Source organism: Marinicauda sp. Alg238-R41 (assembly GCF_947331485.1).
Classification (GTDB): Bacteria; Pseudomonadota; Alphaproteobacteria; order Caulobacterales; family Maricaulaceae; genus Marinicauda; species Marinicauda pacifica.
The window spans coordinates 601917-624657 of the sequence record NZ_CAMZOJ010000002.1; the positions used below are offsets into that span (position 1 = coordinate 601917).

The following is a 22741-nucleotide window of genomic DNA, read 5'->3' on the forward strand; positions in this document are numbered from 1 at the left end:
AATGACGACGGACAGGCTTCATCGCGACCGCCCCGCCGGGATGCATGACGCCTTACTGGACTGGTATGATCGCGAGGGCCGCAGCCTGCCCTGGCGGATCCGTCCCGAAGACCGTGCCCGGGGCGTGCGCGCCGATCCCTACGCCATCTGGCTGTCGGAAATCATGCTGCAGCAGACGACAGTGCCGCATGCGACGCCCTACTGGTTCAGATTCCTCGAGCGCTGGCCCACCGTCCACGATCTCGCCGGCGCCGACCGCGACGCGGTGATGGCGGCCTGGGCCGGGCTTGGCTATTACGCCCGGGCCCGCAACATGCATGCGTGCGCGATTGCGGTCAGCCACACGCTGGACGGCGTGTTCCCGAGCGATCTGGATGCGCTGAGGGCTCTGCCCGGCATAGGCGACTACACTGCGAACGCGATCCGCGCCGCCGCGTTCGATGCTCCGGCCAGCGTGGTGGACGGCAATGTCGAGCGCGTCATCGCCCGGGTCTTTGCGATCAAGACACCGCTGCCGCGCGCCAAGCCGGAGATCAAGACACAGGCGGCCGCTCTTGCCGGGGCCGGCCCGCGTCCGGGCGACTATGCGCAGGCCATCATGGATCTGGGCGCGACGGTCTGCACGCCGCGCTCTCCCGCCTGCGCGCTCTGTCCCTGGAGGCCTGCCTGCGCGGCTTTCGCCGAGGGGTGCCAGGGGGAGCTTCCCCGCAAGGAGAAGAAAAAGCCCAAGCCAGTACGCAAGGGGGTCTGCTTCCACCTGACCCGGACCGGACCGGGCGGCGAGGAAATACTGCTGCGCCGGCGGCCCGATAGCGGCCTGCTCGGCGGGATGATGGAATTGCCCGGGACGACCTGGACGGAAGATCCCCCGGATGCCGAGGCGATCCGGGCGGCGGCGCCGTCCGACACGGCATGGGAAAGCGCGGGCGAGGTGCGCCACGTCTTCACCCATTTCCAGCTCGAACTGGAGGTGAGGACCGCGCACCTGACCGGAGCCGCCGAGGCGGTGCCGGGTGAGTGGGTGGCGGTCGAAAGGCTCGGCGAGGCCGGCCTGCCCTCCGTGATGATGAAGGCGGCGCGGCTCGGGTCCTAGCCTGCGGCGCCCTCGGTACCGATGAGGACGATTTCGCTCCCGGCACCGAGCCCGGCTTTCTTGCGCAACTCTTCATCGCGAAGCAGCGCCACGAGGCCCGCCAGCCCTGCCGCAGCCGTCGCGCTGGCCTCGATGACCGGATCCTCGTCATGACCCTCGGCCAGGAGTTCGACTGCTTGGGCGGCGTCCGCGTCGCTGACGGTCATGAAGGCGTGTGCGCAACGCGCCAGAGCCTCGAAGGCCAGGCGCGAGGGCGCATGACAGTCGAGCATGTCCATCACGCTGCCGCCCACATCCTCGGCGCGCTGGGGGCGTCCGGCCTGCAGGCTCGCAAACAGAGCCGGGGCGGCCTCCGGCTCGACGCAGATGCCGAGCGGGGCATCGTCTTCGCGGCGCGCCTTGAGCCCGGCAATCACGGCCGCGGCCATGCCGCCAACGCCGGCCTGGCAGAGAACATGGCTGGGTTCGGCCCCAACCTCGCCAAGTTGACGGTCCAGCTCATCGGCCAGGACGCTGTAACCCTGCACGACATCGCCGCTGGCCTCGTCATCCAGGCTTTCCGACGTGTCCGCGATCAGGTGCCAGCCCTCCCGCTCTGCGACGCGTTGCGCCTCTGCGACCGCATCGTCGAACACGCCCGGGACCACGCGCACCTCGGCGCCTTTGGCCTCCAGGCGCTTGATCCGGTGCGGCTCCACGCGCGAATGGACGAAGATCACGCATTTCATCTTGAAGATGGCCGCTCCGGCCGCGACCGACAGGCCGTGATTGCCGTCGGTGGCGGTCGTGACCGTCATGTCCTCGGCGATCGAGGACGCGGCGCCGCCGATCAGGGCCTGCGGTTCGGGATCGGATTTGAGTGCCGCCGCGACGCGCCGCTCCAGCAGGCGCGCGACCGCAAAGACCCCGCCCAGCGCCTTGAAGGAGGTCAGCCTCATCCGCGCGCTTTCATCCTTCCACCAGATCCGGCGCACGCCCAGCCGGCTGGCCAGCCCGTTCAGCTGGATCAGCGGGGTCTCTGCGTCCACCGGGCAGGCTTCCAGCAGCCGGCGCGGAGCCTTCACCGCGTCGAGGCCGAAGCGCGCCTCAAGGCTGTCGGGCCAGTCATCGCGGGGCGTGTCGTTGATCCAGAGGGCCACTTGCGGGTGTCCTTTGCGCTTCAGACTTCCATCTCGGCGCGGATCTTGGAGCGCAGGACGTCGATCGGCATCAGATTGCCATGGCGGCGCACGTGCCAGAAGGTCCAGCCATTGCACGAGGGCGCGGCCTGGACGCGGGCGCCGACCTGGTGGATGGACCCGCTTTCGGTGCCGCTGGAGACCGACCCGTCCGCGCGGACCCGCGCGGTGCGGCGGCCCTGGCTGCAATACAGCGTGTCGCCCGGCTTGATGAGGCCGGCTTCGACCAGCGCGCCGAACGGAATGCGCGGCAGCGAGCGCTTGGACTGTGTCACCGCGATCGCATCGCCCCGGCCCGGTTCGATGGCGGCCAGGCGCCGGCGGGCCACGTCGATATAGCCCTCATCGGCCTCGATCCCGATGAAATGCCGCCCGAGCTTCTTGGCGACCGCGCCGGTCGTGCCCGTGCCGAAGAACGGGTCGAGAATGGTCTGGCCCGGATCGGTGCTCGCCAGGATCACCCGGTGGAGCAGCGATTCCGGCTTCTGCGTTGGATGGGCCTTCTTGCCGTCGGCCGCCTTCAGCCGTTCTCCGCCGCCGCAAATCGGCAGCGTCCAGTCGGAGCGCATCTGCACCCCGTCATTGAGCGCCTTCATCGCCTGGTAGTTGAAGGTCGGCTTGGAGTGCTTGTGCTTGGACGCCCAGATCAGCGTCTCATGCGCATTGGTAAAGCGGGTTCCGCGAAAATTCGGCATCGGGTTGGACTTGCGCCAGATCACATCGTTGAGGATCCAGAAGCCCATGTCCTGCAGGAAGGTGCCGACGCGGAAGATGTTGTGGTAGCTGCCGATGGTCCAGATCGCGCCGTCATCCTTCAGGACCCGGCGCGCCTCTTCCAGCCAGCCGCAGGAGAACAGGTCATAGGCGTCGAAATCGCCGATCTGGTCCCATTCGTCGTCGACCGCATTGACCTTGGAATTGTCCGGCCGGTGCAGATCGCCGCCCAGCTGGAGATTGTAAGGCGGGTCGGCGAAGATCAGATCCACGCTCCCCTCTGGCAGGGACGCCATGATCTCCACGCAGTTTCCGTGCAAGATCTCGTCTTTGGGCAGAGCGTTTGACACCGCAATCATCCTTCGCGAACCAACTGATTCTCCATCGATGAATCGATGCGGCTTTCCAGATGGTTAAGAGCGATTCACCGTATCTGGCCGCGCGTTGCGGCAACCGGACGGGTTGCACGATAGCGCGCCGCGCCGGGGTCTGGCCAATTTTTCGAATCAGTTGAATCGCTTAGGTGGCCCGCCTTATTCGGCGACCGGCTCGAAAAGATCGCGATGGGCGCCTTCCAGCGCCTGCCTGACAGGTGCAAAACTATATCTGTGGATGGGCGTGGGTCCCAGAGTTCGCAGCCCGTGTTGGTGGGCGGGCGCGCCATAACCCTTGTTGCGCGCGAAGGCGTAGCCGGGATAGCGCCGTCCGGCGCGGATCATGATGGCGTCGCGCACCGTCTTGGCGATGATCGATGCGGCCATGATTGCCGGGTCGTAGCTGTCGCCTCCGACCAGCGCGGTCGTCGGGCAGGGCAGGCGCGGGGTGCGGTTGCCATCGACATAGCAGCGCTCGACCACGCAGGGCAGGGACAGCACCGCCCGGCTCATCGCCGCCATCGTGGCGTGCAGGATGTTCAGCCGGTCGATCTCCTCCGGCTCCGCAATTCCCACCGCGACGAGCGCGCGCTTGCGGATCTCCACGGCCAGCTCGACCCGGCGTGCCTCGGTCAGCGCCTTGGAATCGTTGAGATCGTCCAGAAACCCGCAACGTCTGGGCAGGATGACCGCGGCCGCGACCACGGGGCCGGCGAGCGGGCCGCGTCCGGCCTCGTCCACGCCGGCGTGCAGCTTGTTGGTCTTGGCAAAGCGTTTCGGACAGGAGGCAGTCTGCATGCGATTACCCTGTCAGCGGTCCGGGCAAAATTCCAGCGTGCGCGGCTGTGCGTACGCATCAGGATGCATCTGACAAAGTTTTGGCCAGCCTCGAAACCCGATCGCCTCGCACCCGTTGCCTAGGACACCGGCTTGCCGGTTCTTCAAGAAGCAAACGGAGTATTCGTCAGATGGCTCAAGCAACAGCTCGCTTTGTCTCGCCGCGCGAGGATGGCAGCTGGGACAACAAAGCCGCGAACGCGTCCCGCGCCTCCAGCGTCCATGAAACCCAGGCCGATGCCGTCGAGGCGGCGAAGACCACCCTGCGCAACCAGGGCGGCGGCGAACTCTCCATCCAGGCCAGCAACGGCCAGGTGCGCGAAAAAGTCAGCGTGCCGGGCAAGCAGCACGCCCGCGTGCTCAATCAGTAACGGCCCGGACGGGGTCTAGAACAGGCTCATCTGCGCGCCGGTTTCCAGCGGCACCTCGAACAAATCCGTGCGCAGGGGCTGGCGCTCCCCGTCCAGCCCGTACCGGCGTCTGGCCTTCTCGAAACGCTGCGCGATCAGCTCGGCAATCGGGCCTTCGCCGCGACCGCGCTTGTGGAAGGTGGCGTCGTAATCCTTGCCGCCGCGCGTCTGGCGCACGAGCGACATGATCTTGCCTGCGGCGTCCGGACGCTCGCTTTCCAGCCATTCGCGGAACAGGTCGGCGATCTCCAGCGGCAGGCGCAACACGACGTAGCTCGCGCTGCGCGCTCCGGCCTCGGCGCCCGATTTCAGCAACGTCTCGATTTCCCGGTCGGTCAGGCCGGGTATCACGGGCGCGGTCATCATCGTGACCGGAATTCCCGCGGAGGACAGCTGTGCGATCGCCTCCATCCGGCGTTGCGGCGTGGACGCGCGTGGCTCCATCGCCCGGGCGAGCTTGCGGTCCAGCGTGGTGACCGAGAGGGAGACGCGAACGAGCCCCAGCTCGGCCATCTGCGAGAGAATGTCGATGTCGCGCGTCACGCTTGCCGACTTGGTGATCAGCCCGACCGGATGCTTGAATTTCAGGCATGTTTCCAGGATGGAGCGGGTGATCCGCAGGCGCTTCTCGATCGGCTGGTAAGGGTCGGTATTCGCGCCGATGGCGATCGTTTCAGGGACATAGCCGCGTTTCCTGAATGTCTTCTCAAGCAGGGCGGCCGCGTCGGGCTTGAAGAAGAGCTTGCTCTCGAAATCCAGCCCCGCCGAATAGCCCCAATAGGCGTGGCTCGGCCTGGCATAGCAATAGATGCAGCCGTGCTGTCCTGTTGCACACTTCAGATATAAGCGTGAACGGTAATGATCGTTTCATCGCTCGCAAGCTCCAATGTCTCAAAGCAAAAAACTATCTCGGCACCTTAAGCAAGAGAGCGACGCCATTGTCTGATGCAGTTTTTTTTTGCGGGTGGCGCTGATCTACTGGCAGCAGACCCAAACCCGTCAACCAGGCCAGTAGGAGCAGAAAGTAGCTTAAAAAGCGCCAGAAACTGTCCAACGGAGGGGGAGAGTAGCTCAGAGGGCGGCAAGGAGCGCTGACGTGATCTGGAAGATTATCCGGGCGCTTTCATTCTGAGCGTCTTGGAAAACGGGCTAACTAACTGGCCGCCATGATCGAGAAGGGCTAGGATGCGGCTTGCAAACACTTTCACGATGGACTATGTACACCGCATGGCCGTTCTTCGCGCATTGCTGATCGTGTTGACTCTGCTGGCGCTCGCCGGCGCGTCTGCGAACGCGTCGGTCGCGCATGACGATCATCACTCTAGCCATCCTGCGGCCGAGGCCGAAGCGTCCGGTCCGTCAGGAGCCGATGAGCGCTCCGATATCCACGCCACGCATCCGTGCGGGGTTTGCCACCACATGACGGCATTGCCGGGTATAGGCCCTGGCCTGTCTCAGGTTTCCGCGCCGCTCGCCTTCAGACTGGGACACCAGTCTCTGACCGGACGGCGCGCTTCGCCTCCGCACCAACCTCCAATCGGGTGATCAGACGCATTTCGTCCTGACCCTTCCGACTGGAGAATTCTTGTAAATGTCCAAACCAAATGACGCTCGGCGTGTATCGCCGGGCCGCTGGATCGTGGCGCTGCTTGTCGCAGGCGCGGTCCAGACCGGCGGTGCGCATGCGCGTGGCGATGAACCGGTCCGCCTTTCAGTGTCAGACGCGCTTAGCCGCGCGGTCTCGGCACATCCCGAACTCGACGCCCAGGCCGCCGAAATCGAGGCCCGTGAGGGCGAAGCGCGGCAGGCGGGCCTGTGGAGCAATCCCTCGATCGAACTGGAAGCCGACGAGATCGGCGGCGATCGCGGTGGTCTCGGTGATGGCGAAACGACCGTGTTTCTGCGTCAGACGATCCCGTTTGGCGGAGACCGCAGCCGGGCCCGAAACGCCGGGCTCGCAGCGACCCGCGTGGCGCAACAGACGCTTCGCCAACGCCGGCTCGATCTGCTGGCCCGCACGGCGACGGCCTTCGTCGAGGCCGATGCGGCTCAAGACCGGGCCGAGGTTCGCCAGGAACTTCTCGACCTCGCCCGGGAGGCGGCCGACGCCATCTCCGCACGTGTCGAAGCCGGACGTGCCTCGCCGATCGAAAACAACCGGGCTCGCGTGCTGCTGGAGACAGCGAGATCGGCAGCGACGCGCGCCAGGCTCGAAGCGAATGCTGCAACGGGAGAGCTGGCCGCAATCCTCGGCGCACCCGGACTGGAGGCATCCCTGGGCCATCCGCAACCTCTGTTCGGCTTCAATTTCTCCGAGGAGACACCTCAAGGCGCGATCGAGGCCAATGCCCGTCTCGCGGTGCAGCAGGCCGAGATCGCCCGCCGGGCAGCCGTCCTTCGTGCCGAGCGAGCCGGGGCCATCCCCGATGTGACGGTCGGCGCCGGGATGCGACGGTTCGGGGCCAGTGACGAAACCGCCTACCTCGCCTCGATCGAAATCCCCATTCCCGTGTTCGATCGCAATCAGGGAAATATCGCGGCGGCGGCGGCGCGAGAGACTGTCTCGCTTCTGGAGGCGGATGCGTTGCGGCGCGAGCTCATGCGCGAGTTTGCCCTGAATTACGGTCGCTGGCGGCGTGCCGGAGAGCATTACGAGAGCCTTCGAACACAGATTCTCCCGGCATCAAGAGAGGCCTATGAGGCGTCGCGGGAAGCCTATCGGGAAGGCGAACTCGATCTTCTCAACCTGCTCGACGTACAGCGTGAATATTTCGATTCGCGGATCGCGCTGATCGATGCGCGCTCCCGCTTCGCGGCATCTGCCATCGACCTTGATCTCGTAACCGGCGGACGCCGGCTTGTGGCGCTGCTCGAGGGCGCGCCGATGGAGGACATCCAATGAAACCGAACTCCTTCTTGCTTCTCACAACCTGCATGCTGGCGCTCTCCGCCTGTGGACAGGACAGCAGCCCGGCACCGGTCACGGACGATCATGGCGAGGAATCCGGGCAACACGCCGGCGAAGGCGAAACGCATGCGCCGGATGATCATGCCAGAGACGAACATGCGCCAGGCGAAGATGGCGATGACGAACACGCGGCCGACGGGCACGAAACGGAGTCCCGTTCGGTCCGTCTGACCGAAGCCCAGCAGGCCGAGCTTGGAATCCAGATGGCCCCGGTCTCGTCGGGGCCTGTCGCCGCGACGGTCGAACTGCCGGGTGAAGTCGTTTTCGACCAGACCCAACTGGCTCACGTCGCGCCGCGGGTTTCAGGCATAGTCCGCCAGGTGAATGCCGCCGAAGGCGACGAGGTCGAAGCCGGTGAGGTCCTGGCCGTCCTGGAAAGCCGCCCATTGGCTGACGCCAAGGCCGAGTATCTTTCGGCCCGTGAGCGCCTGGCTCTAGCCGAAGCCTCCTTCAACCGCGAACAGCGGCTCTGGGAGCGGCAAATTTCCGCCGAGCAGGACTTTCTCGACGCCCGTCAGGCGCTGGAAGAAGCCCGCATCACGCTACGGCGGGCCAGTCAGCAACTGGAGGCGCTCGGTGTCGATGCGCAGGAGCGCAGGGATATCGCAGCCTCGCCGGAAGCCTCTCTGACCCGGTACGACCTGGTTGCTCCGATCACCGGGACGGTGATCGAGCGTCACGCGGTGCTCGGCGAAACGCTGGAGTCCCAAGGCGAGCAGCCCGCCTTCATCATCGCCGACACCAGCACTGTCTGGATCAACGCGGCGATATATGGCGAGGACCTTGCCCGGGTAAATGCCGGGGACTCGGTACTGATCGAAGTCGGGGAAGGCATCCCTGCGATAGAGGAAACGATCGAGTTCGTGAGCCCTCAGCTCGGCGAACGAACCCGAACGGGGCGAGCCCGGATAGTCGTGGAGGATGCCGGTGAGCGTCTGCGCCCAGGCATGTTCGTCACGGTGTTTTCCACCCCGGCAGACGCCCTGCCGGCGCTTCGCGTTCCAGTCAGCGCACTACAGACCATCGAAGGCGAAACAGTCGTCTTCCGCGCCGAAGACGATGCCTTTCACGTTCAACGCGTCGAAGTCGGTTCCCGCTCGTCCCAGTTCGCCGAGATCACCAGCGGGCTGACGCCAGGCGCGACCGTCGTCACCGAGGGCGCCTTTGCGCTGAAAGCGGAATTGCAGAAAGGAGAGTTCGGCGATGGCCACGCGCACTGAACATCACGCGGGCTCGCAGCCTGCACTCGCAAGATTGCTGTACCGTATCGCGGGCGGACGCATGCTCGCCCTCCTTGCCTTCATAGGGATCATCGCGGGAGGTATCGTAACGTTCCGGACCATGCCTGTTGATGCGTTCCCGGACGTGACCCCGACCCTGGTCCAGGTTTTCACCGAAACCGAGGGCCTCGCACCCGAAGAGGTGGAACGTTACGTCACCTTCCCGGTCGAAACCTCCATGAACGGGTTGCCGCGGATCGAGGAGGTCCGGTCCACCTCCAATTTCGGGCTCTCGGTCGTGACGGTCTATTTCGAGGACGGCACGGACATTTACTGGGCCCGCCAGCTCGTCGGAGAACGCCTCCAGCAGGCGCGCGAAGAAATCCCGGAAGGGTTTGGCGAGCCCAAGATGGGCCCGATCACCACCGGTCTGGGACAAATCCTGTTCTACTTCCTGGACAGCACGAACGGAGAACATGACGGCATCGAGCTGCGCACCATCCAGGACTGGATCGTGAAGCTCGACCTTCAGACCGTACGCGGGGTTACCGAGGTGCTTTCGCTCGGCGGCTTCGAACAGCAATACCAGATACATGTCAGGCCGCAGGCCTTGCTGCGCTTCGACCTAACGATCGAGGATGTGGTGGAGGCGGTATCGGCTAACAACGCCAATGCGGGCGCCCAATTCCTGGTCGAAAACAGCGAGCAATACACCGTGCGTGCCGTCGGTCTTGCCGAAGGCGAGCACGATCTGGAGGACATTGTCGTCAAGGTCGCCGACGGCGTGCCGGTTCGGGTCGGCGATCTCGCGCGGGTCGAGGTGGGCGGAGCCCCGCGCCAGGGTCTGGCCACCATGAATGGCGAAGGCGAGACCGTTGCCGGCCTGGTGTTGAAACTCATCGGGGCCAATACCAACGAGGTGATCGCGAGCGTCAAGGATCGGCTCGACCGTATCAACGCGGCGCTTCCCGAAGGCGTCGTGGCGACGCCGTATTACGATCAGTCCGAACTGGTCGGCAAGGCGGTCTCGACCATGACGACGGCACTCTGGCAGGGCGCTCTTCTGGTGGTGATCGTCCTGATCGCGTTCATGCGGGGATGGCGCCCCAGCCTGATCGTCGCGGCGTCCATCCCCTTCTCGGTGGCATTCGCACTCCTGGCCATGCGCATCTTTGGCGTCTCGGCCAATCTGATGTCGCTAGGCGGCATCGCGATCGCCATCGGCATGATGGTCGACGGCGCCGTGGTGATCGTGGAGAACGCCAACCGGCGCCTGCAGGAGGCTGCGGCAGACGCGAACAAGCGCAGCGTGATTGCCGCCGCCTGCGCGGAGGTCTTGCAGCCGCTGATCTTCGCCATCCTGATCGTGGTTGTCGTGTTCGTGCCGATCCTCACCCTTCAGGGTGTGGAGGGAAAGACGTTCCGGCCGCTCGCATTTTCGGTCGTCTTCGCCATGGCGGGGTCGCTCGTCTTTGCGGTCCTTCTGGCGCCGGTCGCATCCTTCTTCGGTCTCAAGCACACCCGGAAGGAGGAACACCAGCCCGGAGAGGGCCTCTTCGAACGAACACTTGCGCCGGTGATCGGCTTTTTCGTCAAGAAGCGCTGGGCCGCACTCCTGCTGGCTGCGGTCATGCTGGTTTCGGGCGGGGCGATCTTTCCGCGCCTCGGCTCGGAATTCACGCCGCGGATGAATGAAGGCGATCTGCTTGTGCGGCTGACAATGGCGCCCTCGATCTCACTTCCCGAGGCGCGCGAGACGGTCACGCGGTTCGAGCGCGAGTTGCTCGCGCAATTTCCCGACGAGGTCGAACGGGTCGTCACCAGGGTGGGCCGGGGCGAGGTGGGCGCACACGCCGACCCGGTTAATAGCGGTGAGGCTTTCGTCGCGCTCGCCCCGCGTTCGCAGTGGACGGGGGCGCGTAGCCAGGAAGCGCTGCTGGCGGAGATGAGCGAGGCGTTCGAGGACTTTCCCGGCGCCCAGTTCAATTTTACCCAGCCGATCGCTGCGGCGACCGATGAGCTTCTCACCGGCACCAAGGCGGCCCTGGCCATCAAGCTGTTCGGGCCGGACATGGGTGTGCTCGAAGAGCGTGGCAACGAAATCGCGGCCGTGGTTCGCGAGCTTGAAGGGGCGGCCGACGTCCAGGCCGACCAGGTCAGCGGCGCACCCCAGCTGCGCATTACGGTGAACCGCGAGGCGATCAGCCGTTTCGGCCTGAACGTGGAAGACGTGCTTGCGGTCGTGAGAACGACGATCGGAGGCGAACAGGCCGGACAGGTCTTCGAGGGTGTGCGGCGTTTCGATATCATAGTGCGCTACCAGGAGGCCGCGCGCGCGAGCGCCGAACGGATAAGCCGTATCATCGTGACCGGGCCGAACGGTGAGCTGATCCCGCTTGGGCAGCTTGCCAGCGTTGAACGCATCGAGGGGCCGCGCCAGGTCACCCGCGAGAACAGTCAGCGCTTTCTCACGGTTCAGGCGAATGTGCGCAATCGCGACATCGGCTCCTTCGTCGAAGAGGGCCGTGCCGCAGTCGCCGAGGCCGTGGACCTGCCGCCAGGCTATTTCGTGGAGTGGGGCGGCCAGTTTGAGCTCCAGCAGGAAGCCAATGCGCGCTTTGCCGTGGTCATCCCGGTCACGCTCGCCATCGTCTTCCTGTTGCTGCTGTTCAGCTTCGGCCGTCTGAAGAGCGCCCTGTTGATCCTGGCCAACATCCCGCTGGCGCTTGTCGGCGGCATCGCCGCGCTCTGGCTGACCGGACAGAATCTGTCCGTGCCGGCTTCGGTCGGCTTCATCGCGCTCTTCGGTATCGCGCTTGGAAACGGGATGGTGCTCGTCTCCTTCCTAGATGGCTTTGCCCGTGAGCGGCGCGATATCGACCGGCTCTCCATCGATGCCGCCGCGCGGCGGGCCAAACCGGTCCTGATGACGGCCACCACGACCGGGCTCGGCCTGATGCCGCTGCTCTTCGCGAGCGGTGTCGGGTCCGAGGTGCAACGCCCGCTCGCCGCGGTCGTTATCGGAGGGTTGGTGACCTCTACGGTCCTGACGCTCTTGGTCATGCCGGCAGTGTACAAGTGGTTCGCGCCGGCCCCGCCGTCGGATGCCGGTGTGGAGGACCTGCCCGCCCCGGTTTAGCTTGAGGCCTTCCGCGGCGAATAAGCGCCGCGGAAGGCCCATTCTTCGTCAGCGACGTCCGGAGGATCGGACCCATGCCGGAACTGGCCAATGTCCTGTTCTTCGCCCTGCTGCCGGTCCTCGGCAACTTCATAGGGGCGATAAGTATCGAATTTCACGTCGCGTCATCGCGCATGGTCAGCCACGCGCTCCATGCTGCGGTTGGGCTGGTGTTGGCGATCGTGACGATCGAGCTCATGCCGCGCGGGCTGGCAGTGATGGAGAACTGGCAGGTAGGCCTGGCGTTCGGGCTGGGCGGGCTTGGCTATATCATGCTCATGAAGGCGGTCACCTTCGTCCAGAGCCGGACGCGCTCGGACGCCGGTTCGAGCACATGGATGGTCTATATCGCCGTTGGTGTCGACCTTTTCGCCGACGGGCTCATAATCGGAGCCGGCAGTGCGGTTTCGCCGGGTCTTGGATTGCTGCTTGCTCTCGGCCAGCTGCTCGCAGACTTCCCTGAAGGCTATGCTGCCTTCGCGAACCTCCAAGCCAGGAACGTGTCACGCAAGACCCGGTTCGCCCTTTCCGCCGCCCTCGTCCTGCCTGCAACAATCGCGGCGCTGGTCTCTTTCCTCTTACTGCGGGATATGGCCGAATGGGTGCAGACCTCGGCACTAGTTGCGGTGGCGGGACTTCTCACGATCGCCGCGATCGAAGACATGATGGGCGAGGCTCATGAAAGCGCCGAAGACCGGACCGGCTCCATCCTGGCATTTATCGGCGGGTTCGTTCTGTTCAGCCTGGTTACGACGGGATAGGAAAAGGGCGCGACGGTCGGCTGTCAGGCCTGAAGCCAGGCTTCTGCGGCCGCGCGCTCATCGGTTTCGAAAAACTTCAGCTCGGCCTTGAAAAACGGATCGCTCAACGCGGTGCCCCAGTCCTCCCAGCGCTTGTCGCCAAGGATTGCGATGCGTTCCATCTGGTCCTGATGGCTGACGTCGAACCTCAGGTCGGCCCAGAGGCCCTTGAAGTCCCAACCTTCGAAATCTTTCAACTCGATCAGCATCCGAACCTTTTCCTGGTCGGAGGCCGCTTTTTCGAATTGCTCGGCAAATTGCTCGATGTCGGATTGCGAGACCGTGCCGGTCACAGTGACCCTGAGAATGCCGTCTTCGCCCATCGAATTCGTAATCATGATGCGTCTCCCGCTTCAATTGGCTTCCAACCCGCCAATCGAGAACGCTACGCCGTGGTTCCGTACAGGGGTGAGGATGACCAGCTTGTCGGGGCGAGTTTCTCAACGAGCAAGCGTTCTCATCGCTGTGTAAATCGCGCAGCTTCTGCGGCTGTCTTGAGGTTAGAGAAGCGAGCCGAGGTCAGAGCCCAGCGTGGGATAGGCGGCGATCATGTCCTTTAGATCGCGCGCGCCAAGCCGGTGACGAATCGCAAGCGCGAAGATATTGATCAGTTCGCTATAGCTGTCGCCGAGAAGATGAGCCCCCACAATACGGTCCCCGTCCTCGTCGATGAGGACTTTCGCCGCGCCGCAGGATTCGCCGATCCGCCGGTTGGAAAACCAGCCGCCGGTGTCGTTGAAGGCGACCCGCAGGTTTGAGGTCGCTTTTTTCGCCTCCTCCTCGCTCATGCCGACGGAAGCGAGTTCGGGCAGGGTGAAAACCACGCTCGGCACGCCGCGATAGTCCGGCGCCTCGCCCGGCTCGTCGAGCATGTTCTTCGCGGCCCGCTTACCTTCCAGTACGCCGACCGGAGTAAGCGGCGCGCCTTCGGTGTCGGCCGCATCGCCTGCGGCATAGACGCTCCGATTCGACCGGCTACGCAGACGTGCATCAACGTGCACGCCCTTCTCGCTCCAATCGATGCCCGCCACATCGAGGTCCAGCCTCTCCAGATTGGCGATACGGCCCGCGCCGTGAACGACGAGACCGGTTTCGATGTGACGCGACTTGCCGGCCTGCTCGACGAGCACTTGGTATTCCCCACCGTCCTTTTTCACGGCCTTGAGTTCGGTTGTGCCCTCGAACTCGATGCCGGCCTCTCGGCCACGCTCGACGAGCCTGGCGACCAGGTCGGGGTCGAACGCCTCAAGAGGGCGCTCGCCCCGGTCGATCATGTGAACCTTCGCACCGGTCCGCGCTGCGATATGGGCGAACTCAGAGGATACATACCCTCCGCCGACAAAGAGAATGCGGGACGGGAGCGCCGTCAGGTCCATGAATTGCGTGCTCGTCGTGAGGTATTCCTCACCAGGTATGCCGAGCGGGCGAGGACAGGCACCGGTGGCGATCAGGATGCGCCCCGCTTCGAGATGGTCTTCGTTCACCGCAAGCGTGGACCCTCCGGTAAAACGCGCGGAGCCGTGCCAGGTCGCGATCCCCTTGTCTTTCAGTCCGCTCTCGATGCGACCGGGCATGTCCTCGACGAAGGATTGCTTGAACGCGACGAGATCGGCCCAGTCTATGCTCAGGCCGTCGTCCCTGATCCCCTTTCCCCTCATCAGGCGCGCTGCTTCGACGATCTCGGCGCCTCGCCGAAGCATCTTCTTTGGATCGCAGCCTCGTAGGGCGCAGGTGCCGCCATAGGGCCGCTCGTCCACGATGGCGACCGACCAGCCAGCCGAGGCGCAGACATGGGCCGCCGTTACGCCGGCCATGCCCGCGCCAATCACGATGAGATCGAAATCTTTCGTCATGGGGTTCTCGCTAGCAGCTGCGGCAGGCGCCGGCGGTCCCGTTCGCCCGCGCTTCCTGTATCGGCGGACAGGGCTGGGTCCCGTAGGAACAGAACACGCAGCAATCGCCCGACTTGGGACGGAGCAGCGTCCCGCACCCCTTGCAGTCATAGAAGAACTGGCAGGCATCGACCGGCATCGTCTCGGTCTCGCTGTGAGAACACTCCGGGCAGGTCAGCGTCGAGGTCGGTATAATGGTTTTCTCCCGCAAGGTCGTGGTTCAGTCTTGACGAAGCGCCGCAGGATAACCCGCACTGGTCGAGGCTTGGGCAATTGCGACGGAACTTGTCCGCCGGGGATCGAATGTGACGCTGGCCTCCCTGGTTTGGTAGTCAATCTCGACCTGCTCGACCCCGTCGACACGGTTCATCGCCGCCTTCACCGCGATCGGACAGGTGACGCAGCTCATGTTCTGCACCTCGAACACCACGGTGCGCCGGTGGGTTTCCTGGTTGGTTTCACCCGTCGTTGCGGAGGAGATGGCCACCTCCGGCGCCGCCGCAGTCGATAGACCGAGAAATGCCGCGCTCAGCGCAGATGCAAACAGTGTGATCATGATGATCCTCCTAGTAGAAAAGCGGCGCCCAGACGCCGGCGGTCAGGGCCAGTGCAACGAGTAGTGTCGAAGTCCAGAGAGCGAGTTTAACGGTCAGGCTCGACACGGTGCGGCCACCCTGCCGATCATCGCACTTGGTCCGCCGTCCGTAGACCTGCCAGAAACCGAGGCCGATCAGGCCGATCGCGATGACCGCGAAAATCGGCTTGTAGGGTTCGAGCGCAGTCAGGGTCCCGATCCAGGCGCCGGAAACCCCGGCCAGTACGAGGGCAAGAGGCAACACACAGCAGGATGTAACGCCGAGCGCTGCGAGCAGCGAGCCTCCAGCGAGCCAGCCCGTGTGCTGCCGCCTGACTTTAGAGCGTGAGGAACTCGCGTCGGCTATATCGTCGGTCTGGTCCATGGGCGTGCTCCGGGGTCGAAATCGCTATGGAACCGGGATACAATCTGTACCGGCTACAGCTTCAAGGGTGTTCTCTGAGAATGACGATCACACAATCGCGAGGCGGGCTGAGGCGCGGCGCGCTGGCGCGCAAGATCGGCTGCAATGGTGAGACGATCCGCTATTACGAGAAGATCGGCCTGCTCAGGGAGCCGGACCGGACACAAGGTGGACACCGGGTCTACTCCGTCGAAGATCAGCGCCGGCTCGGCTTTATCCTTCGCGGCCGGGGGTTGGGCTTTTCGATTGAGCAATTGCGCGACCTGCTCTGCCATGTCGATGCGGGCGACTACACCTGTGGCGAAGTTTCGGCTCTCACGCGGCGCCACCTTCACGCCGTTCGCGAGAAGATCGCGGAGCTTCACAAGATGGAAGTCCGGCTCGTCCAAATGACGAATGCCTGTGAGGGAGGCAGGAAGCCCTCGTGTTCGATCATCGATTTATTGGAGGAGAGGGAACAGGTTGCTGGCTCTGAGAAATAAGTAAGTTCGACTGCCCGCGCCAAAAAATGGAGGACTTCAAGGCGCGCTGACAGCACCCCCATACCATGTACGGCAATCTCGCATGCTGGTTGGTTGTCCCTCGATCGATTTCCTTTGCTAATCGTCTCTGCTGCGCTCGTGACGAGTCCCGGCAAAAGAGCCTTGGGGCTCATGCCATACGAACAAGAAGCCTTCCAGGCCAGCAATCCGGGCGTCTACCCAGAGCACAGAATTTCAAGTGTGAGGCGGCTACACGACGTGCGTGCGAGTGGCGGCAGCCCTTGGGCGCCGCTGATACTACGCGTCGCCCTGCTTATGTGGGCCCGCCGCGTCGTGGCGGTCCGCCTTCCGGTTTCGGCGATGCGTAGCGAGTATTCTACGTGAAGTGCCGTAGCGCACCGCGCATAATCTCCATTATCCCATATCTGACTTGATCTTGCGCCTTGCCCGGTAGACGCGCACCTCGGCCGCCTTTGCCGAGATGCCCATGATTTCACCGATTTCGGATAGGGAAAGACCTTCGATTGAAGCGAGGAGGAGCGGGATCCGAAGGCCCTCTGGTAACTTGGCTATAGCCTGTTCTGTCGCGTCCAGGGCTTGCCGATCGGAGGTCTGGCGCTCCGGTGAAGGCGCGTCTGTCGGTATTTGTTCAAGTGTGTCCTCGGCGCCGATCCATTTCAGTACGCTTCGGCGGCGGAAATGGTCGCGCAGCTTGTTACGGGCGATGGCGAACAGCCAAGTTTGAAAGGGCCGCGACGGGTCATAGCGATGCAGGTTGCGGTAGACGGCGACGAAAGTGTCCTGCGCAACATCATTGGCGTCGTCTTCGCTCAGCCCTTGGCTAATCGCAAACCGCACCAGGCGCGGTGCGTCGCGCGTCATCAGCCGGTCGAAGGCGTACCGGTCGCCATGACGGGCTGCGGCTACGAGGGGCTCGCCAGCAGTCACCGCTGAGGCAGCTGGCTTATCAGCCTTGGTCATCAAAAGCGCGACCGAGTATATCGTCGAACTCCTGCGCCTGCTCCGGCGAAAGCTCGGCGCGCATCGCCAGGAGATGATCGAGCGTGGCAAGCTGCAGCTCGACCATGGCATCGTGGTAGCGCGCGGTTGCGGCCGTAACATCCTCAGACAACGCTTTATCACGCAATAACGCCTCACCGATCGCCTCGCGCGCCTCTCGCAGTTCGGCTTCCTTCGCGTCTCTGATGGCAGCGAAACGGGCTTCGATCTCGTCGATGCGTGTGTCCTGTTCTGCATCAAGTTCGAGTTCTTCATGAACCAGAGCGTGAAAATTGTCGCCTTCCTGGCCGCCGCTTCCCAAGCCGATGCCGAGCCAGACGCCAATGAGACCGCCGGCAAGGCCGAGAACCGCCGCGACCAATCCCGAACGGATCATTGCTTGCGTCCTTCTCTCAACGAGACAAGCGCGTACGGCCCGGACGGATCGAACGCGTCCAGGACGTCACGATCGTGGGCATGGACAGCACTTAGCCCAGCGAAGCTTCCGACTATCAGGGCAAAGGCTGCCGGCGCCACGCGCCAGGACAGGGCCGGCACTAGCCCGCCGAGTGAGCGTAGCGTCGCCCCGCTTCGCCTCTCGATTCTCGCCCAGACAGCCTCCCGAAAGTCAGGCCGTACCGGTCGAGCCGATTGTCGGCCAAGTTCATAAAGACGGGTATCGAGATCATGGTCGTTCATGGCGCTCTGGATCCGGGAAGAGGTCGAAACACGAGATAGTACGCGTATCGTCAGGTGTTCCCTCAAGGCGAAATATGAGAGCGGCCCGGTGCGACGCTCCCTGCTGCGAATGATTTGAGGGCGCGAGGCCTCTGCGTCGTAATCTCCGTGTGCCGGCTGCCACCGGGGCCCAGCTCTCCCGCCCCCGGATGTGCCATGGGTACCCCGGAGGCGGTCGATGCGAGGGCGAAGTTCGATAGCAGCAAAGGGTCCCCCCATCCATGACACGCATTGACAGGCGCGGGTTTCTGACGGCCGGTGCCGCGAGTGGGCTCGCCGCTTCCGGTTTGCTGCCGGCCTGGGCGCGGAGCCAGAGCGTGATTGCGCCGCAGAGCGGGCTCAGCGGGACCGAATTTGATCTCACGATTGGGCGGTCCCCGGTGAGGATTGACGGACGACCCGGACGCGCCATCACCATAAACGGTACCATTCCCGCCCCGCTCTTGCGCTGGCGCGAGGGCGACGATATCACGCTGCGGGTCACCAACACGCTGGACGCGGACACCTCGATCCACTGGCATGGCATCCTCATCCCGTTCCACATGGACGGCGTGCCCGGCGTCAGCTTCCCCGGCATACGGCCCGGCGAGACCTTCACCTACCGATTTCCTGTGAGGCAAGCTGGAACCTACTGGTATCACAGCCACTCCGGGCTTCAGGAGCAACTTGGCCATTACGGGCCAATAGTCATCGATCCGGCCGGCTCCGATCCGGTCGCGTACGACCGCGAATACGTGATCGTGCTGTCGGACTGGACCTTCATGGATCCGCACCGGCTTTTCGACGAGCTGAAGAAGAGCGCGGACAGCCTGAACTATCAGAAGCGCACCTTCGCCGACTTCCTGGCCGATGTGCGTGAAGAGGGCCTCGGCGATGCGATCGCGCAGCGCGACATGTGGGCGCGCATGCGCATGATGCGCACAGATATATCCGACGTCACAGGCGCAACTTATACCTATCTGATCAACGGGCACGGGCCGCAGGACAACTGGACGGCCCTGTTCAGTCGCGGCGAGCGGGTCCGGCTTCGGATCATCAACGCCTCTGCGATGAGCCTGCTCAATTTCCGCATCCCGGGACTGGCAATGACTGTCGTCCAGGCCGACGGGCTCAACGTCCAGCCGGTCGAGACCGACGAGTTCCAGATGGGCGTCGCGGAAACCTACGACGTGATCGTGGAACCCACAGAGGACCGGGCCTACGCGATCGTGGCCGAGGCGATCGACCGCTCGGGCATGGGCGTCGCAACGCTCGCCCCGCGGCTCGGCATGCGCGCAGAAGCCCCGCCGCTTCGCGAGCGCCCGCTGCTGACCATGACCGATATGGGCATGGGCGGTCATGCCGGCCACGACAGCGCCATGGCCGCTGGCGCGGGCATGGCGATGGATCATGGCTCGAACGGCAATCATGCGGCTATGGAACATGACGGCCCGGCTCTCGGGACGATGAACCATGACTCGATGGATCACGGCGCAATGGTCGGCGGTGGCGCTGCCATGGTCGAGCACAACCATCCGCAGTGGCCGGGCGTTGCCAATGTCGCGATGGCACCCATCAGCCGGCTCGACGAGCCGGGGATCGGGCTGGAGGACGTGCCCCACCGCACGCTCAGCTATTCCCAACTGCGTAGTCTCGACCCCAACCCGGACTCCCGTGCGCCGGGACGCGAGATCGAGCTTCATCTTACCAGCAACATGGAACGCTATATGTGGTCGTTCGACGGGGTGCGCTTTTCCGAAGTCGTCGAGCCGATCGTCTTCCGCCAGGACGAGCGGCTGCGCCTGACGATGGTGAACGACACCATGATGCCCCACCCGATCCACTTGCACGGCATGTTCTTCGATGTGGTAAACCACGAGGGCGACCATCTCCCGCGCAAGCACACCATCATCGTGAAGCCGGGCGAGAGGCTCTCGGTGGACATCACAGCAAACGAGGTCGGCGACTGGGCTTTCCACTGCCACCTGCTCTACCATATGCACGCGGGCATGATGCAGGTCGTTTCCGTGCGCGCAGACGCGGAGAGCCACCTGAACGCCCACGCCCATTCCGGTCATCACGCTCACATGACGGGGAGGGATTAATGGCTCGTCTCATCACCTCTGCCGCACTGGCCCTGGCGCTGAGCGCGCCCGCCTTCGCCCAGGAGGGACAATGGTCGGCGGCCGATGAATATTACGATACCGTCGAAATGGACGAGGCGCGCCGCCAGCTCCAGCATGAGGGTGGCGGCACGCGTCACCTATTCCTCCAGGCCGACCGGCTGGAATACCAGTCCAACGACGGAGCACCGCTGCTCGTCTGGGACGCGCAGGGCTGGTATGGCGGCGATCTGAACCGGATCTGGGTCAAGACCGAGGGCGAACACAGCCTTGCCGAGGACTCTATCGAGGGCTTCGAGGTCGAGGCACTCTACAGCCGCGCGATCACGCCCTATTTCGACCTGCAGGCGGGTCTGCGCCAGGATTTCGACCCTGATTTCGAGACCACCTATGCGGTCGTCGGTCTGCAGGGCCTTGCGCCCTACTGGTTCGAAGTCGACGGTGCGGTCTATCTCAGCGACCTGGGCGACCTTACCGCGGGCTTCGAGGCCGAATACGAGCTCCTGCTCACCCAGCGTCTCGTCCTGCAGCCGCGCGCCGAGTTGTCGTTCTCCGCGCAGGACGTCCCGGAACTCGGACTGGGCGCAGGGCTTTCCTCTGCGGAGGCTGGTGCCCGCCTGCGTTACGAGATCGATCGCCAGTTCGCGCCCTATATCGGCGTGAGTTGGCACGAAAAGTTCGGCAAGACGGTCGATTTTGCACAGCTTGAAGGGGAGGATACGCACAGTGTCTCCTTCGTCCTCGGCGTGCGGCTCTGGTACTAGGGGGATTTTCATGGATAATCTGATCGAGCCGAACCTGCACCCGATCTTTGTGCACTTCGTCGTCGGGCTATTGTTCACCAGCGCGCTCGCTCTGGCGATTTCTGCCTTTGCGCCGACCGACACGCGCTGGCGTTCGACCTTGCAAGCGGCCGGCGACTGGATGCTGGGTCTCGGCATTCTTGCCGCGCTCGGCGCTGTGATCGCCGGGTTCGACGCTTACTACTCTGTCACCCATGACGGTCCCTCTCACGAGGCCATGACGACACACCGCAACTGGGCGCTGCCGACCGCGGCCGCGTTCCTCGGCCTCGGTATCTGGCGGTGGTTCAAACGCAGCGAGCGTCCGGGCGCTCTTTTTGGCCTGGCCGGACTCGTCGCCGCGGCGCTTCTGACCGTGACCGCCTGGTGGGGCGGAGAGCTCGTCTTCCGTCATGGACTGGGCGTAGAGAGCCTGCCGGCCGCTACCGGTGAAGGCCATGACCACGATCACGGCGATGGCGGACACGGTCATGACGAGACAGCCGGCGCCGAGAGCGAGAGTGAGCACGCTCATGACCAGAGTAGTGGCGATCAGGAGCACGCGCACGATGGGGGAATGTCCAACGAGCATGCCCACGCCTCCGAAGAAGGTCGTTCGCCGACAAGTGCCCCGGCGCACTCGGCACCGGGTACGCCCGAAGCAACAGCTCTTGCCTTGCATGCGGCCTTGGCTAGCCAGGACGAAACGCAGGTGCGCAGCTTGCTTTCGGAAGATGTCCTGATCCTGGAATCGGGCGGCGCGGAGCGCTCCCTGGAGCAATACGCTTCCCATCATATGATGTCCGATATGACCTTCCTGTCGAGCGTATCCCGCGAGACGCTGTCTCAAACCGCTGAAATCTTCGGCGACACGGCCTGGGTCGCGACGGAGACAGCCCTTCGTGGGCGCTTCAACGAGCGCGAAATCGCGGTGAAAAGCCAGGAGAGCCTGGTGATGCGCCGCGCGGGCGAAAGCTGGATCATCGAGCACGTGCACTGGTCGAACAGCGCGCTGCAGAACGGTCTGTCGGTTGAAGAGTCGGATCGGCAAGGATTCGAGGATGAGCACGACCACGCCGATCACGATCACTAGGCCTTGAGCGGGGGCTCACAATAGAAGAGGCGACAATGACTGACGAAACGAAAGGCTATCTACGCTTCGGCGCGATGATCATCACAGGGATGATTGTCATGTTGGGTGTGATGTATCTCAACACCTACGCATGGGAGCATGTCCGTTGGAGCGAGACCCGCTTCTACATGATGTTCCTGATGGGCGCGACGATGGCAGTCGTGATGCTGAGCTTCATGCTCGCAATGTATAAGAATACGCGGATCAACATTGCTATCTTCGCCGGTAGTGTCCTGATCTTCGTCCTGGCGCTGTGGCTGGTGCGCAGTCAGGCGACGGTTGAAGATCGATCCTACATGAAAGCGATGATCCCGCATCATTCCATAGCCATTCTGACCAGCGAGCGGGCAAATATCGAAGATCTACGAGTGCGCGAACTTGCCAATGAGATCATCCGGGCACAGCGCCGCGAGATCAAGGAAATGGACTGGCTGATTGACGACATCGCCGCGAATGGGGCGGCGACAACCATGGAAGACGCGCAGGCCCGGCCGGTCCCGGCATTCGAAGGCCAGGTAAACCCGGACACGCGCACTCCAGATCTGCAAGACAATTGATCTGCGATCGCGAGCCGGTTCCCGGCCGCGCTGAAAACGTCTGCTGGAGGAAGAGATGATGAACGGTTGGGGACACGGCATGTTCGGCGGCGTCTGGATGATCATGGTATGGGGCGTCATCATCGGCCTCCCAGCCTTGCTCGTCTGGTTCGCGGTTCGACGCGGTGGCGGCAGCGAGAGGCAGGCCAACCCGCGCGAAATACTCGAAAAGCGCTATGCCAGTGGCGAGATCGACGAAGAGGAATTCGAGCGGCGCAAACGCAATCTCGACTAACCAGAGCCGAAAA

At 63.8% G+C, this 22741-nt stretch carries 24 protein-coding genes; 13 read left to right on the top strand and 11 right to left on the bottom strand.

Annotated elements, in window-relative coordinates:
* The first annotated feature begins 1 nt into the window (after nucleotide 1).
* Nucleotides 2–1093, top strand: a complete 1092-nt coding sequence (locus tag PGP17_RS11445; RefSeq protein WP_270375476.1) for an A/G-specific adenine glycosylase — start codon at nucleotides 2–4, stop codon at nucleotides 1091–1093.
* Here the strand turns inward: PGP17_RS11445 and PGP17_RS11450 are convergent.
* The 3 genes from PGP17_RS11450 to PGP17_RS11460 form a co-directional block, all read right to left on the bottom strand.
* Nucleotides 1090–2232 (bottom strand): diaminopropionate ammonia-lyase, encoded by a 1143-nt coding sequence (locus PGP17_RS11450; protein WP_270375477.1) that lies wholly within the window; start codon nucleotides 2230–2232, stop codon nucleotides 1090–1092. The two genes, PGP17_RS11445 and PGP17_RS11450, sit on opposite strands and share 4 nt — an antisense overlap.
* Before the next feature lie 20 nt (nucleotides 2233–2252).
* A complete protein-coding gene (locus PGP17_RS11455) occupies nucleotides 2253–3344 on the bottom strand; it encodes a site-specific DNA-methyltransferase (protein ID WP_135944031.1) in 1092 nt (363 codons plus the stop codon).
* Nucleotides 3345–3518: 174 nt separating this feature from the next.
* Nucleotides 3519–4157, bottom strand: coding sequence for a ribonuclease HII (locus tag PGP17_RS11460; protein ID WP_135944030.1), 639 nt, complete (start codon nucleotides 4155–4157; stop codon nucleotides 3519–3521).
* A gap of 170 nt (nucleotides 4158–4327) precedes the next feature.
* Here PGP17_RS11460 and PGP17_RS11465 point away from each other — a divergent pair, with 170 nt between their 5' ends.
* Nucleotides 4328–4567 (top strand): DUF2188 domain-containing protein, encoded by a 240-nt coding sequence (locus tag PGP17_RS11465; protein WP_135944029.1) that lies wholly within the window; start codon nucleotides 4328–4330, stop codon nucleotides 4565–4567.
* A 15-nt stretch (nucleotides 4568–4582) separates the two neighbouring features.
* On the opposite strand, the gene PGP17_RS11470 is transcribed toward PGP17_RS11465, so the two are convergent.
* Nucleotides 4583–5446 (bottom strand): PA0069 family radical SAM protein, encoded by an 864-nt coding sequence (locus PGP17_RS11470; RefSeq protein WP_135944028.1) that lies wholly within the window; start codon nucleotides 5444–5446, stop codon nucleotides 4583–4585.
* A 369-nt stretch (nucleotides 5447–5815) separates the two neighbouring features.
* Between PGP17_RS11470 and PGP17_RS11475 the strand changes: the two genes are divergently transcribed.
* From PGP17_RS11475 to PGP17_RS11495, 5 genes are all read left to right on the top strand, one after another.
* Nucleotides 5816–6151: a hypothetical protein gene (locus PGP17_RS11475; protein WP_270375480.1), complete on the top strand. Its 336-nt coding sequence runs from the start codon at nucleotides 5816–5818 to the stop codon at nucleotides 6149–6151.
* Between the two features lie 46 nt (nucleotides 6152–6197).
* Complete coding sequence (locus tag PGP17_RS11480; protein ID WP_135944026.1) at nucleotides 6198–7508, top strand: TolC family protein; 1311 nt, start codon at nucleotides 6198–6200, stop codon at nucleotides 7506–7508.
* Nucleotides 7505–8794 (top strand): efflux RND transporter periplasmic adaptor subunit, encoded by a 1290-nt coding sequence (locus PGP17_RS11485; RefSeq protein WP_135944025.1) that lies wholly within the window; start codon nucleotides 7505–7507, stop codon nucleotides 8792–8794. The genes PGP17_RS11480 and PGP17_RS11485 overlap by 4 nt, the downstream gene beginning before the upstream one ends.
* Nucleotides 8778–11933, top strand: coding sequence for an efflux RND transporter permease subunit (locus tag PGP17_RS11490; RefSeq protein ID WP_270375482.1), 3156 nt, complete (start codon nucleotides 8778–8780; stop codon nucleotides 11931–11933). The genes PGP17_RS11485 and PGP17_RS11490 overlap by 17 nt, the downstream gene beginning before the upstream one ends.
* A gap of 74 nt (nucleotides 11934–12007) precedes the next feature.
* Nucleotides 12008–12733 carry a ZIP family metal transporter gene (locus PGP17_RS11495; RefSeq protein WP_270375484.1) on the top strand — a complete coding sequence of 242 codons (726 nt, stop codon included), beginning with the start codon at nucleotides 12008–12010 and terminating at the stop codon, nucleotides 12731–12733.
* Nucleotides 12734–12756: 23 nt separating this feature from the next.
* Here PGP17_RS11495 and PGP17_RS11500 read toward each other — a convergent pair whose 3' ends face one another.
* The 5 genes from PGP17_RS11500 to PGP17_RS11520 all read right to left on the bottom strand — a co-directional run bounded on the left by PGP17_RS11500 (nucleotide 12757) and on the right by PGP17_RS11520 (nucleotide 15623).
* Entirely contained in the window at nucleotides 12757–13110 is a 354-nt protein-coding gene (locus tag PGP17_RS11500) for an STAS/SEC14 domain-containing protein (protein WP_206751050.1), read from the bottom strand.
* A gap of 162 nt (nucleotides 13111–13272) precedes the next feature.
* Nucleotides 13273–14625: a dihydrolipoyl dehydrogenase family protein gene (locus tag PGP17_RS11505; protein ID WP_135944022.1), complete on the bottom strand. Its 1353-nt coding sequence runs from the start codon at nucleotides 14623–14625 to the stop codon at nucleotides 13273–13275.
* 10 nt (nucleotides 14626–14635) lie between these two features.
* A complete protein-coding gene (locus PGP17_RS11510; RefSeq protein WP_135944158.1) occupies nucleotides 14636–14860 on the bottom strand; it encodes a GDCCVxC domain-containing (seleno)protein in 225 nt (74 codons plus the stop codon).
* A gap of 24 nt (nucleotides 14861–14884) precedes the next feature.
* Entirely contained in the window at nucleotides 14885–15220 is a 336-nt protein-coding gene (locus PGP17_RS11515; protein ID WP_135944021.1) for a cation transporter, read from the bottom strand.
* A 10-nt stretch (nucleotides 15221–15230) separates the two neighbouring features.
* Nucleotides 15231–15623, bottom strand: coding sequence for a mercuric transporter MerT family protein (locus PGP17_RS11520; protein ID WP_135944020.1), 393 nt, complete (start codon nucleotides 15621–15623; stop codon nucleotides 15231–15233).
* An 80-nt stretch (nucleotides 15624–15703) separates the two neighbouring features.
* Between PGP17_RS11520 and PGP17_RS11525 the strand changes: the two genes are divergently transcribed.
* Nucleotides 15704–16144 carry a MerR family transcriptional regulator gene (locus PGP17_RS11525; RefSeq protein WP_270375489.1) on the top strand — a complete coding sequence of 147 codons (441 nt, stop codon included), beginning with the start codon at nucleotides 15704–15706 and terminating at the stop codon, nucleotides 16142–16144.
* 414 nt (nucleotides 16145–16558) lie between these two features.
* Here PGP17_RS11525 and PGP17_RS11530 read toward each other — a convergent pair whose 3' ends face one another.
* Nucleotides 16559–17125, bottom strand: coding sequence for an RNA polymerase sigma factor (locus PGP17_RS11530; protein ID WP_158291217.1), 567 nt, complete (start codon nucleotides 17123–17125; stop codon nucleotides 16559–16561).
* On the bottom strand, nucleotides 17112–17540 hold the full coding sequence (locus PGP17_RS11535) for a Spy/CpxP family protein refolding chaperone (RefSeq protein ID WP_135944017.1): 429 nt from the start codon (nucleotides 17538–17540) through the stop codon (nucleotides 17112–17114). Before PGP17_RS11535 ends, PGP17_RS11530 begins: the two co-directional genes overlap by 14 nt.
* 562 nt (nucleotides 17541–18102) lie before the next feature.
* Between PGP17_RS11535 and PGP17_RS11540 the strand changes: the two genes are divergently transcribed.
* Genes PGP17_RS11540 through PGP17_RS11560 form a run of 5 tightly spaced genes read left to right on the top strand, consistent with a single transcriptional unit; the run spans nucleotide 18103 to nucleotide 22728 of the window.
* Nucleotides 18103–19965, top strand: a complete 1863-nt coding sequence (locus PGP17_RS11540) for a copper resistance system multicopper oxidase (protein WP_135944016.1) — start codon at nucleotides 18103–18105, stop codon at nucleotides 19963–19965.
* A complete protein-coding gene (locus PGP17_RS11545) occupies nucleotides 19965–20747 on the top strand; it encodes a copper resistance protein B (RefSeq protein WP_270375490.1) in 783 nt (260 codons plus the stop codon). Before PGP17_RS11540 ends, PGP17_RS11545 begins: the two co-directional genes overlap by 1 nt.
* Nucleotides 20748–20757: 10 nt before the next feature.
* The gene (locus tag PGP17_RS11550) at nucleotides 20758–21858 is read left to right on the top strand and encodes a DUF2231 domain-containing protein (RefSeq protein ID WP_270375491.1); all 1101 of its coding nucleotides are present in this window, start codon (nucleotides 20758–20760) and stop codon (nucleotides 21856–21858) included.
* A 35-nt stretch (nucleotides 21859–21893) separates the two neighbouring features.
* A complete protein-coding gene (locus PGP17_RS11555; RefSeq protein ID WP_135944013.1) occupies nucleotides 21894–22454 on the top strand; it encodes a DUF305 domain-containing protein in 561 nt (186 codons plus the stop codon).
* A 55-nt stretch (nucleotides 22455–22509) separates the two neighbouring features.
* A complete protein-coding gene (locus PGP17_RS11560; RefSeq protein WP_270375493.1) occupies nucleotides 22510–22728 on the top strand; it encodes an SHOCT domain-containing protein in 219 nt (72 codons plus the stop codon).
* Nucleotides 22729–22741 lie beyond the last annotated feature (13 nt).

Bases quoted from the DNA above. Each gene is read 5' to 3' on its own strand.
- PGP17_RS11505 (WP_135944022.1), bottom strand. From the start codon at position 14,625: ATGACGAAAGATTTCGATCTCATCGTGATTGGCGCGGGCATGGCCGGC.
- PGP17_RS11480 (WP_135944026.1), top strand. From the start codon at position 6,198: ATGTCCAAACCAAATGACGCTCGGCGTGTATCGCCGGGCCGCTGGATC.
- PGP17_RS11525 (WP_270375489.1), top strand. From the start codon at position 15,704: ATGACGATCACACAATCGCGAGGCGGGCTGAGGCGCGGCGCGCTGGCG.
- PGP17_RS11550 (WP_270375491.1), top strand. From the start codon at position 20,758: ATGGATAATCTGATCGAGCCGAACCTGCACCCGATCTTTGTGCACTTC.
- PGP17_RS11540 (WP_135944016.1), top strand. From the start codon at position 18,103: ATGACACGCATTGACAGGCGCGGGTTTCTGACGGCCGGTGCCGCGAGT.
- PGP17_RS11520 (WP_135944020.1), bottom strand. From the start codon at position 15,623: ATGGACCAGACCGACGATATAGCCGACGCGAGTTCCTCACGCTCTAAA.
- PGP17_RS11535 (WP_135944017.1), bottom strand. From the start codon at position 17,540: ATGATCCGTTCGGGATTGGTCGCGGCGGTTCTCGGCCTTGCCGGCGGT.
- PGP17_RS11530 (WP_158291217.1), bottom strand. From the start codon at position 17,125: ATGACCAAGGCTGATAAGCCAGCTGCCTCAGCGGTGACTGCTGGCGAG.
- PGP17_RS11445 (WP_270375476.1), top strand. From the start codon at position 2: ATGACGACGGACAGGCTTCATCGCGACCGCCCCGCCGGGATGCATGAC.
- PGP17_RS11560 (WP_270375493.1), top strand. From the start codon at position 22,510: ATGATGAACGGTTGGGGACACGGCATGTTCGGCGGCGTCTGGATGATC.
- PGP17_RS11455 (WP_135944031.1), bottom strand. From the start codon at position 3,344: ATGATTGCGGTGTCAAACGCTCTGCCCAAAGACGAGATCTTGCACGGA.
- PGP17_RS11490 (WP_270375482.1), top strand. From the start codon at position 8,778: ATGGCCACGCGCACTGAACATCACGCGGGCTCGCAGCCTGCACTCGCA.
- PGP17_RS11485 (WP_135944025.1), top strand. From the start codon at position 7,505: ATGAAACCGAACTCCTTCTTGCTTCTCACAACCTGCATGCTGGCGCTC.
- PGP17_RS11495 (WP_270375484.1), top strand. From the start codon at position 12,008: ATGCCGGAACTGGCCAATGTCCTGTTCTTCGCCCTGCTGCCGGTCCTC.
- PGP17_RS11545 (WP_270375490.1), top strand. From the start codon at position 19,965: ATGGCTCGTCTCATCACCTCTGCCGCACTGGCCCTGGCGCTGAGCGCG.
- PGP17_RS11555 (WP_135944013.1), top strand. From the start codon at position 21,894: ATGACTGACGAAACGAAAGGCTATCTACGCTTCGGCGCGATGATCATC.
- PGP17_RS11460 (WP_135944030.1), bottom strand. From the start codon at position 4,157: ATGCAGACTGCCTCCTGTCCGAAACGCTTTGCCAAGACCAACAAGCTG.
- PGP17_RS11500 (WP_206751050.1), bottom strand. From the start codon at position 13,110: ATGATTACGAATTCGATGGGCGAAGACGGCATTCTCAGGGTCACTGTG.
- PGP17_RS11515 (WP_135944021.1), bottom strand. From the start codon at position 15,220: ATGATCACACTGTTTGCATCTGCGCTGAGCGCGGCATTTCTCGGTCTA.
- PGP17_RS11465 (WP_135944029.1), top strand. From the start codon at position 4,328: ATGGCTCAAGCAACAGCTCGCTTTGTCTCGCCGCGCGAGGATGGCAGC.
- PGP17_RS11475 (WP_270375480.1), top strand. From the start codon at position 5,816: ATGGACTATGTACACCGCATGGCCGTTCTTCGCGCATTGCTGATCGTG.